A 6,254-nucleotide genomic window follows, 5' to 3' on the forward strand; every position below is an offset into this window, starting at 1 on the left:
AACCCGCTAGCGCATTACCAGCTCGTGCCGCAAAGGCTTTAGCATCCAGCATCTCGATGGCACTATGCCACATCGAAATATCGCGTTCACGAGCATATTGGCGTACTTGTGTGAGAGTGGCAGCGCCAATACCGCGCGTGGGTGTGTTGACGATACGTTCAAAAGCGGCGTCATCGAGACGGTTTGACACCAGACGCAAATAAGACAGAACGTCTTTGATTTCAGCCCGCTCAAAAAAGCGTAAGCCACCATAAACCCGATAGGGCATAGCGGCTTGTAGTAAGGCTTCCTCAATGACCCGTGATTGCGCATTCGAACGATAGAGCACGGCAGCATCACTTCTTTTCCCACCGTTTTCTACCCATTTACGGATTTGCTCGACAAGGTATGAGGCTTCGTCACGTTCGTTGTAAGCGTTATAAATCTGGATGGGATCGCCGTCATCATCCTCTGTCCATAATTCTTTGCCTAAGCGTTCACTATTATTGGCAATAACCGCATTAGCTGCTTTGAGAATATTGCCAGTAGAACGATAGTTTTGTTCTAGACGGATGGTGCTGGCACCCTGGTAGTCGGTGTCGAACTGTTGAATATTTTCTATACGTGCACCACGCCAGCCATAGATAGACTGATCATCATCCCCTACGATAAACAGGTGTCCGCTAGTTCCTGCGAGTAATCTTAGCCAAGCGTATTGCAAGGTATTAGTATCCTGAAACTCGTCGACTAAAATTTGTTTAAACCGCTGCTGATAGTGCGCCAGAATATCGGGGCGTTTTAACCAGAGTTCATGGCTTCTTAATAAAATTTCACCGAAATCGATAACCCCAGCTCGTTGACAAGCCTGTTCATAGGCAAGGTAAATGGCCAGCATATTTTTTGAATAAGGATCATGACCTGCCTGAATATCTTTGGCACGCAGGCCTTCATCTTTTTGTGCATTGATGTACCACTGGGCCTGTTTAGGTGGCCATTGTGCTTCATCCAGTTCCATCGCGCGGATGATGCGTTTCAGCATCCGAAGTTGATCATCTGTATCCAGAATCTGGAAATTTTGAGGCAGGTCGGCTTCTTTCCAATGTGAGCGCAATAGGCGGTGAGCTAAGCCATGAAAGGTGCCTACCCACATGCCGCCTGGTGGATAACCCAGAATCTCTTCAATACGACCACGCATTTCTGCAGCCGCTTTATTGGTGAAGGTCACAGCTAAAATATTACCCGCTGAAAAACCTTCTGCTTGTATCAGCCAGGCTATTCTGTGGACTAATACCCGTGTTTTTCCACTACCGGCTCCCGCCAGAATCCTGGCGTGGCCTAGAGGTGCAGCAACTGCTTCACGTTGTGGTTTGTTTAGATCGTTTAAAAGCTCTGAGACATCCATTTTGTGATCATATCGTTCAGAAATAAATAAACCAGCACATTATCCGGTCATGATGGATATGAACTGGTCAATTGGTGTTATGCCATATCAGTCGGGCGGGGGACTGATAGCGTATCTGCATAACGCTCATTGTAAAAATCAAACTCCCCGCAACGAGAATGCTTGCGGGGAGTATGTATTTTTTAGATGTTGCTATCTAAAAATGCAGCAAGTTGTGATTTTGTTAAAGCACCTACTTTTGTGGCTTCAACTTCACCATCTTTAAACAACATTAATGTTGGGATACCACGGATACCGTAGCGTGGTGGAGTGTCCTGATTTTCGTCAATATTCAGCTTGCAAACTTTCAATTTACCAGCGTATTCGGTCGCGATTTCATCCAATACAGGGGCGATCATTTTGCATGGACCACACCATTCAGCCCAGTAATCGACCAACACAGGCAGGTCAGACTGTAGTACTTGGCTATCAAAGTCGCCATCGGTCACGTGGGTGACGTTTTCGCTCATGTTTTATCTCCAGTGGTATATAAAGTATCGTGGGTCTATACTCCCATACGATATAGCCTAACATTTTTTCCTATCACAAAAGGTAATGCAAGTATTCTATGAGTGCACATCTAACCGAGCAGGCCTTCTCATCCTTGCCACTCCACGCTTCACTAAAAGCCGGGCTGGCGAAGGCCGGATTCGAATTCTGTACCCCGATTCAAGCTTCTGCGCTGCCAATATTACTATCAGGCCGGGATGTTGCTGGTCAGGCACAAACAGGAACAGGCAAAACCATTGCTTTTTTACTTGCCACCTTTCAATGCCTGCTCGAAAAAAAGCCTGCTGAAAACTGGGACGGAAAACAACCACGCGCACTGATTTTAGCTCCGACTCGCGAATTAGCCATTCAAATAGCGAAAGATGCAGAAAAACTTAATGCTGAATCAGGACTGCGTATTGGTATCGCACATGGAGGCAAAGATTACCAACGTCAGCGCGATATGATTAAGGGGGGACTGGATATTTTAATCGGTACGCCTGGGCGCTTATTGGATTATCAGAAACAACGTGTCTTCAGTTTAAAATTCATTGATGTCGTTGTACTTGATGAAGCCGATCGGATGTTTGATCTGGGCTTTATTAAAGATGTCCGTTATTTCCTGCGTCGTATCCCTAAACCCGAGCAACGTTTAGGGATGTTGTTTTCAGCGACATTGAGCTACAAAGTTAGCGAATTAGCTTACGAACATATGAATAACCCAGAAAAGGTTCAGGTCGAACCTGAAAAAATGATGGGGGATCGTATTGAAGAATGGGTGTATTACCCGGCGAATGATGAAAAAATTCCTCTGCTGCTGGCGTTGATTAAACGTTTGAATCCTGAACGGGGCATTATTTTCGTCAATACAAAACAAGCTGCAGATGTTGTCTGGGGGTATTTGGAGGGGAATGGCTACAAGGCTTCATTATTGTCTGGTGATGTGCCCCAGAAAAAACGTGAACGCTTATTGCAACACTTCCAGGATGGCGAATTTCCCTTCCTCGTCGCCACTGATGTTGCTGCGCGAGGATTACATATTCCTGAGGTGAGTCATGTATTTAATTATGATTTACCCCAAGATGTAGAGGACTACGTTCATCGCACGGGACGGACTGCTCGAGCAGGGGCTAGCGGTGTTGCCATCAGTTTAGCGTGTGAAGAATATGTATTTTCACTGCCAGATATTGAAGCTTATATCAAACATAAATTACCATTAGCATCAACCTCTGATGAGCAACTGGACACACCCAAGCCACGAGTAAAAAAGGAAAAAGAAGCCGCACCACAACGAAAAAGACACGACGCGAATAAATCATCAAAGCCACGACGCAGGCGTCCAAGGCAAGAAAAAAAGTAATGATAGATGCAGATCAACAATAACAGACAAGCGAATTTTTACCCGCTGGTTCCTACTGAACCACGCAATAATGCGCGTTTGCCTGTTACTTTTGATGCTGCCGCTGAATACACCGCTACCATTGTTGATAAAGAACAAGCTGATACAACGAATGTCGTTGTGCCACTGGCCTCCACACAAGATAGTCAGCAAGCGCAATTTGTCAGGCAGTTTATCGGCACTGAACGTGACTCATCTTCGTCTGAACGACAAAACAATCTACTACCAAAGTCTGTACAGCAATATTTATATATCAAGGACATGAATAATGATTCAAAGCCGTCAGGAGGGCAGTTAGTGGATGAGATGGTTTAGCGTTTTATGGCTTGTTTTTTTCATTACGGGCTGTGCGGCAAGCGGAAATAATAGTCAGTCAAATAACGGTGTCTCCAGACTAGCCAAGAGTGACATCGATGAAGTGATAGAGCTTCACCAACAAGCGGTGATGGCGCAGTTAAAAAGATTAATGTTGAAGCTTTACAAACGTAATCCCAATCTTCGTCATGACAGGGATATCAGAACCATCAAAGAGAGTGTGGAGCGGACATTCTCCAGAGAGGTGGATTTCATCTACCCCGAATGGGCTATTATCAAGAGACCAACCGATATAATACGACTCTCTCTTGATGAACGTTTTCAGGGGGATCGTGTACTTGCCTATATTGTCGGCTTAAGAAAAATGCTGATGACATCTTATGATAACCACAGCGAATTTTTTTACCTGACCTCAATCGATCAGCAAAAACTCTATAACAGTGCTCGTAATATAGAAATTGCGGCATGGTTGTTGGCAAAGAAACGTGATCGTGACGGTAATCTACTGATGTTGAGCGATAGCTTATCAGGCGAGATACGTAATTTGAGTTATCAACGACTGTTTGGAAAAATGATTGCTACCCAAGATAATCTTGCCCAAATCATCGCGCAGAAAAATGGCCGTATTATTAAGACATTTGTCGTTCGAGCGGCCACGCTTGTTTTCTTACCTATTTAGGTTTTGTGTGACCAGCCACTCCAGCAGTTAATACAAAACGCATGGCTTGTTCCATGCTCATATCAATCGGTTTTAACATGCGTCTTGGCATGATCACAGGATAGCCGCCGATGTTATAACTCATTGGTAAATACACCAGCACACGATCTTCATCATCTTTGGTTGGTAGATGCTCTGCACTGTCCAATGTGATAAAGCCAATCATCTCCATACCATTATCCAGTTTGACGGAAACAACCTGTTCAAACTCAGTTTCTCGTCCCGGTGTGAAGTAATGAAAAAAGTCATGCATGCTGCCATAAATTGATTTGATGACTGGTAGGTGATAAAGCAAGCTTTCTGCACCCTTGAACAAGCGCTTGAAAACATAGAGGCGCATTAAAATACCGAGAGTAAAGATCAAGGCAATAGCAGCTAAAAAACCCATCCCTGGCCAATACATGTAATCCGGTAACAGAAACATGATGACTTGGCTTAATGCTTTTTCTGCAGAAGAAATGACCCAATAAATCAGATAGAGCGTAATGGTGATAGGCAGAATAGTGATTAAGCCGGTCAAAAACTGACGGGTTAGGAATCGAAACATACACTAGGCTCCGTGAAATGAAAGTATGGTCATCTGATCTGAGAAAGACGAAGGGGAGATAATTTAATCACGGCCATAGTGGCGCTGAGCCAGTTTAGGCGTGGCAAAAGAACGGCTTGCTGCTTGCTGCATAAACAGGTTTTTCAGTAAGCGACTTTGGTTGACATGACGTAAGCCAAATTGACGTAGCCATCTCACCGGAGCGATGCGGTTAGTGAAGACACGCTTGAACATGTCCATGCTCATTTGCATCAGCAGATTATCAGCATGTCGTTGTCGTTGGTATTTTTGTAACGTATGTAGCTGACTAATATCACGATTATGCATGGCAGCATCGATAATAACTTCGGCTAGCGTTGCTGCATCCAACAAACCGATATTGACGCCTTGTCCTGCTAGTGGATGAATGGTGTGTGCGGCATCACCAACCAGAACAATGCCTGGTTTGATATATGTCTCGGCATGACGTAGTTGAAGCGGAAAAGCATCACGGTGGCTGATGTGGGTGACTTTTCCCAAACGTTCTTCAAATGCCACATTTAGTTCATCGATAAATTCATCATCGCTGAGCGATAACAGACGATCAGCATCGTCATTTTTAAGTGTCCAGACAATTGAGCATTGATGATTATCTTTTAGAGGTAAAAACGCAAGCGGACCATCAGCTAAGAAGCGCTGCCATGCGGTGTTTTGATGAGGATGTTCAGTGGTAACATTACACACCAGGCCTTTTTGATGGTATGACCAGCCTTTTGTCTGGATGTTAGCCAGCTCTTTAATAGCCGAATGAGCACCATCTGCCGCGATAATCAGTTGTGTTTTTACTATGCGTCCATCCTCAAGACGAAGTTGTTGGTTATCAATAGCTACTGGTTTGGCTGGGCAAATTACATCAATATTAGCTTGTTGCTGACAGAGGCTGAAACTGGTTTTTTGCAGTTGCCGATTCTCAATGATGTGACCTAAGTTGCTGGTACCCATATCAGCACTATTGAAATGTATCTGACTCTCACTGGTTTCCCAGACTTTCATGTCAGAAAATGCAGATAGCCGTGCTGGTGGCAGCATTGACCATATTCCCAGATTTTTCAGAATGGCTTCACTACCTTTGGTCAATGCACTGACTCTGATGTCAAAGGGATCGTCAGCAGTTAATGGTTCAACATGACGAGCCTCTATTAAGGCAATGGTGAATTGGTCATAACGTGATAATGCCAGCGCCAGACAGGCTCCCACCATGCCACCACCGACAATCGTAATATCATATTGCTGTTTCATGATAAGGGAACACCTCGAGCTAATTTAGGCTGTGCTTGTGCCAATCCCATACTTTTCTGTGCCAGCCAGTGTTTCATAACAGGCATCG

General features: G+C 44.6%; 7 protein-coding genes. 3 read left to right on the top strand and 4 right to left on the bottom strand.

Annotation, left to right across the window (positions count from 1 at the left end; all coding sequences use genetic code 11):
* Together B4K20_RS02630 and trxA are read right to left on the bottom strand one after the other, a co-directional pair.
* Nucleotides 1-1,381, bottom strand: a 1,381-nt coding sequence (locus tag B4K20_RS02630; RefSeq protein WP_289281781.1) for a UvrD-helicase domain-containing protein, incomplete at its 3' end; no start/stop codon positions are given.
* Nucleotides 1,382-1,563: 182 nt separating this feature from the next.
* A complete protein-coding gene (trxA, locus tag B4K20_RS02635) occupies nucleotides 1,564-1,890 on the bottom strand; it encodes a thioredoxin TrxA (protein ID WP_007146622.1) in 327 nt (108 codons plus the stop codon).
* 98 nt (nucleotides 1,891-1,988) lie between these two features.
* Between trxA and rhlB the strand changes: the two genes are divergently transcribed.
* The 3 genes from rhlB to B4K20_RS02650 are packed head-to-tail and all read left to right on the top strand — an operon-like array spanning nucleotide 1,989 to nucleotide 4,302.
* The gene (gene rhlB, locus B4K20_RS02640; protein WP_289281782.1) at nucleotides 1,989-3,269 is read left to right on the top strand and encodes an ATP-dependent RNA helicase RhlB; all 1,281 of its coding nucleotides are present in this window, start codon (nucleotides 1,989-1,991) and stop codon (nucleotides 3,267-3,269) included.
* 6 nt (nucleotides 3,270-3,275) lie between these two features.
* Nucleotides 3,276-3,623 (top strand): hypothetical protein, encoded by a 348-nt coding sequence (locus tag B4K20_RS02645; RefSeq protein ID WP_289281783.1) that lies wholly within the window; start codon nucleotides 3,276-3,278, stop codon nucleotides 3,621-3,623.
* The gene (locus B4K20_RS02650) at nucleotides 3,610-4,302 is read left to right on the top strand and encodes a hypothetical protein (RefSeq protein ID WP_289281784.1); all 693 of its coding nucleotides are present in this window, start codon (nucleotides 3,610-3,612) and stop codon (nucleotides 4,300-4,302) included. The genes B4K20_RS02645 and B4K20_RS02650 overlap by 14 nt, the downstream gene beginning before the upstream one ends.
* Here B4K20_RS02650 and B4K20_RS02655 read toward each other — a convergent pair.
* Together B4K20_RS02655 and B4K20_RS02660 are read right to left on the bottom strand one after the other, a co-directional pair.
* Complete coding sequence (locus B4K20_RS02655) at nucleotides 4,295-4,888, bottom strand: DUF502 domain-containing protein (protein WP_289243235.1); 594 nt, start codon at nucleotides 4,886-4,888, stop codon at nucleotides 4,295-4,297. The two genes, B4K20_RS02650 and B4K20_RS02655, sit on opposite strands and share 8 nt — an antisense overlap.
* A gap of 63 nt (nucleotides 4,889-4,951) precedes the next feature.
* A complete protein-coding gene (locus B4K20_RS02660) occupies nucleotides 4,952-6,166 on the bottom strand; it encodes a UbiH/UbiF/VisC/COQ6 family ubiquinone biosynthesis hydroxylase (RefSeq protein ID WP_289281785.1) in 1,215 nt (404 codons plus the stop codon).
* Between the last annotated feature and the right edge of the window lie 88 nt (nucleotides 6,167-6,254).

This window comes from Methylophaga sp. UBA5088 (genome assembly GCF_002414625.1).
Lineage (GTDB): Bacteria > Pseudomonadota > Gammaproteobacteria > Nitrosococcales > Methylophagaceae > Methylophaga > Methylophaga marina.

Excerpts from the sequence above, each read along its gene's own strand:
- trxA (WP_007146622.1), bottom strand. The coding sequence starts at position 1,890 with ATGAGCGAAAACGTCACCCACGTGACCGATGGCGACTTTGATAGCCAA.
- rhlB (WP_289281782.1), top strand. The coding sequence starts at position 1,989 with ATGAGTGCACATCTAACCGAGCAGGCCTTCTCATCCTTGCCACTCCAC.
- B4K20_RS02645 (WP_289281783.1), top strand. The coding sequence starts at position 3,276 with ATGCAGATCAACAATAACAGACAAGCGAATTTTTACCCGCTGGTTCCT.
- B4K20_RS02655 (WP_289243235.1), bottom strand. The coding sequence starts at position 4,888 with ATGTTTCGATTCCTAACCCGTCAGTTTTTGACCGGCTTAATCACTATT.
- B4K20_RS02650 (WP_289281784.1), top strand. The coding sequence starts at position 3,610 with ATGAGATGGTTTAGCGTTTTATGGCTTGTTTTTTTCATTACGGGCTGT.
- B4K20_RS02660 (WP_289281785.1), bottom strand. The coding sequence starts at position 6,166 with ATGAAACAGCAATATGATATTACGATTGTCGGTGGTGGCATGGTGGGA.